Source organism: Dietzia sp. SLG310A2-38A2 (assembly GCF_014145095.1).
In the GTDB taxonomy this organism is placed as follows: Bacteria; Actinomycetota; Actinomycetes; order Mycobacteriales; family Mycobacteriaceae; genus Dietzia.
This window is the reverse complement of record NZ_JAALDX010000426.1, coordinates 1-2,386: the sequence shown is the minus strand read 5'-3', so window position 1 is coordinate 2,386 and position 2,386 is coordinate 1. Positions and strand designations below refer to the sequence as shown.

Annotated in this window: 3 protein-coding genes and 1 pseudogene; all 4 read left to right on the top strand. The window is 69.2% G+C overall.

All coding sequences use genetic code 11. The features are described 5' to 3' along the window. Window positions 1-601 (top strand): biotin/lipoyl-binding protein (locus tag G6027_RS14395; RefSeq protein ID WP_182637768.1); only part of this gene is annotated, 601 nt, incomplete at its 5' end. Then, window positions 594-1,751 carry an acyl-CoA dehydrogenase family protein gene (locus G6027_RS14390; protein ID WP_182637767.1) on the top strand — a complete coding sequence of 386 codons (1,158 nt, stop codon included), beginning with the start codon at window positions 594-596 and terminating at the stop codon, window positions 1,749-1,751. The genes G6027_RS14395 and G6027_RS14390, both read left to right, overlap by 8 nt. A 17-nt stretch (window positions 1,752-1,768) precedes the next feature. Next, window positions 1,769-2,278 carry a MaoC family dehydratase gene (locus tag G6027_RS14385; protein ID WP_182637769.1) on the top strand — a complete coding sequence of 170 codons (510 nt, stop codon included), beginning with the start codon at window positions 1,769-1,771 and terminating at the stop codon, window positions 2,276-2,278. Next, a pseudogene (locus G6027_RS14380) lies at window positions 2,275-2,386 on the top strand (CoA ester lyase); the annotation flags it as partial. The gene G6027_RS14385 and the pseudogene G6027_RS14380, both read left to right, overlap by 4 nt.

Genomic DNA, 2,386 nt, shown 5'->3' with positions numbered 1-2,386 from the left:
GCGGGTCGGCGGGCGCGCCGAGGTGTGGACCCGGCTGGACTCCGGCCCGGGTTCGGACGCCGTCACCGTCGGACTCAGGGGAACACCCGACGACGCCGAGGTGACCATCACCGACGCCACGATCGGTTCCACGGCCGAGCCCGAGGTCTCCTCCCGGCACCGGGCCAGGGTCGCCCGGGACGGCGGGTCGCTACGACTGACCGTCGACGGCACCCAGCAGCGCTGGACCGTCGTCCGCTCGGCCGACCCCAAGGCGGCGGACACCTTCTGGGTGGCCGGTGACGGTGGTACCTGGGACCTGCGGCTGCTCCCGTTGATCGACTCCCGGATCCACGACGCCGGGTTGTCGGATGGTCAGATCCTCAGCCCCATGCCCGGGTCGGTCATCGCGTGCTTCGTCGCCGACGGCGACGAGGTGACCGCGGGCCAGAACGTCCTGGCCGTCGAGGCCATGAAGATGGAGCACGCCCTGTCGGCACCGATCGACGGCGTGGTCCGGCTGAACGTCTCCACCGGCGAGCAGGTGCCCGCCGACCATCTGCTCGCGACGGTCGAGCCCCACCCCTCCACCGAGGAATCCGAAGGAGAAGGCAATGCCTGAGTTGGAAGAGCACTACGCCGACCTGAAGTCGACGGTCGCGGACTTCGCCGACAAGGTGGTCGCCCCCGCCTCGGCCGAGCACGACCGCAACCACACGTTCCCGTACGAGATCGTGGCCAAGATGGGCGAGATGGGCCTGTTCGGCCTGCCCTTCCCCGAGGAGTTCGGCGGCATGGGCGGCGACTACTTCGCCCTCTCCCTGGCGCTCGAGGAGCTGGGCCGCGTCGACCAGTCGACCGCCATGACGCTCGAGGCCGGGGTGGGTCTCGGCGCGATGCCGATCTTCCACTTCGGCACCGACGAGCAGAAGAACACCTGGCTGCCCGATCTCGCCGCGGGCAGGAAGCTCGCGGGCTTCGGACTCACCGAGCCCGGTGCGGGTTCGGACGCCGGGGCCACCAAGACCACCGCGAAGCGGGACGGCGACGAGTGGGTGGTCAACGGCAACAAGCAGTTCATCACCAACTCCGGCACCGACATCACCTCCCTGGTCAACGTCACCGCGGTGACGGGGGAGCGGCAGGCCGCGGACGGATCTGTCAAGAAGGCCATCTCGACCATCATCGTCCCGTCGGGCACGCCCGGCTTCACGGTCGAACCGGCCTACGACAAGGTCGGCTGGAACTCCTCCGACACCCACCCGCTGACGTTCTCCGACGTGCGGGTCCCGGCGGAGAACATCCTCGGCGAGGAGGGGCGCGGATACGCGAACTTCCTGTCGATCCTCGACGAGGGCCGCATCGCGATCGCCGCGGTCGCCACCGGCGCCGCCCAGGGTTGCGTCGACGAGTCGGTGAAGTACGCGCGTGAACGCGAGTCCATGGGGCAGAAGATCGGGTCGTTCCAGGCGATCTCCTTCAAGATCGCCCGCATGGAGGCCCGCGCCCACACCGCGCGCTGTGCCTACTACGAGGCCGCGCGTCTCATGCTGGCCGGCAAGCCCTTCAAGAAGGAGGCCGCCATCGCCAAGATGGTCTCCTCCGAGGCGGCCATGGACAACGCCCGGGACGCCACCCAGATCCACGGCGGGTACGGGTTCATGAACGAGTACCTGGTGGCCCGGCACTACCGGGACTCCAAGATCCTCGAGATCGGCGAGGGCACCACCGAGGTGCAGCTCATGCTGATCGCGCGGGGTCTCGGGTTATGAGTGATCAGGCTGTGACGATGGCCGAGCAGCGCAAGGAGATCGTCCAGCGCGGACTGTGGTTCGAGGAGTACGAGGTCGGCACGGCGTACCTCCACCGTCCCGGCCGCACGATGACCGAGACGGACAACGTCCTGTTCACCACGCTCACCATGAACACCCAGGCGCTGCACCTGGACGCCGCGTGGTCGGCCGAGCAACCCGGTTTCGGCGGCGAGCGGCTGATGAACTCCATGCACACGCTGTCCACGCTGGTCGGGTTGTCGGTCGCGCAGCTCACCCAGGGCACGATCGTGGCCAACCTCGGGTTCTCCGAGGTCACCTTCCCCAAGCCCGTGTTGCACGGCGACACCCTGTACGCCGAGACGGTGTGCACCGACAAGCGGGAGTCGAAGTCGCGTCCGGGCGAGGGCATCGTGACGCTCGAGCACATCGGCCGCAACCAGCACGGTGACGTGGTGGCCAGGGCCGTCCGCAAGACGCTGGTCCGTAAGCGCCCGGCCGACCAGGCGGGGGAGGGGTCGGCATGACCCCGGCCTGGATCCCGCCCGGCCCGGCACTGCTGTTCTGCCCGGCCGACCGCCCCGAGCGGTACGGCAAGGCGGCCGAGCGCGCGGACGTGGTGATCGTCGACCTGG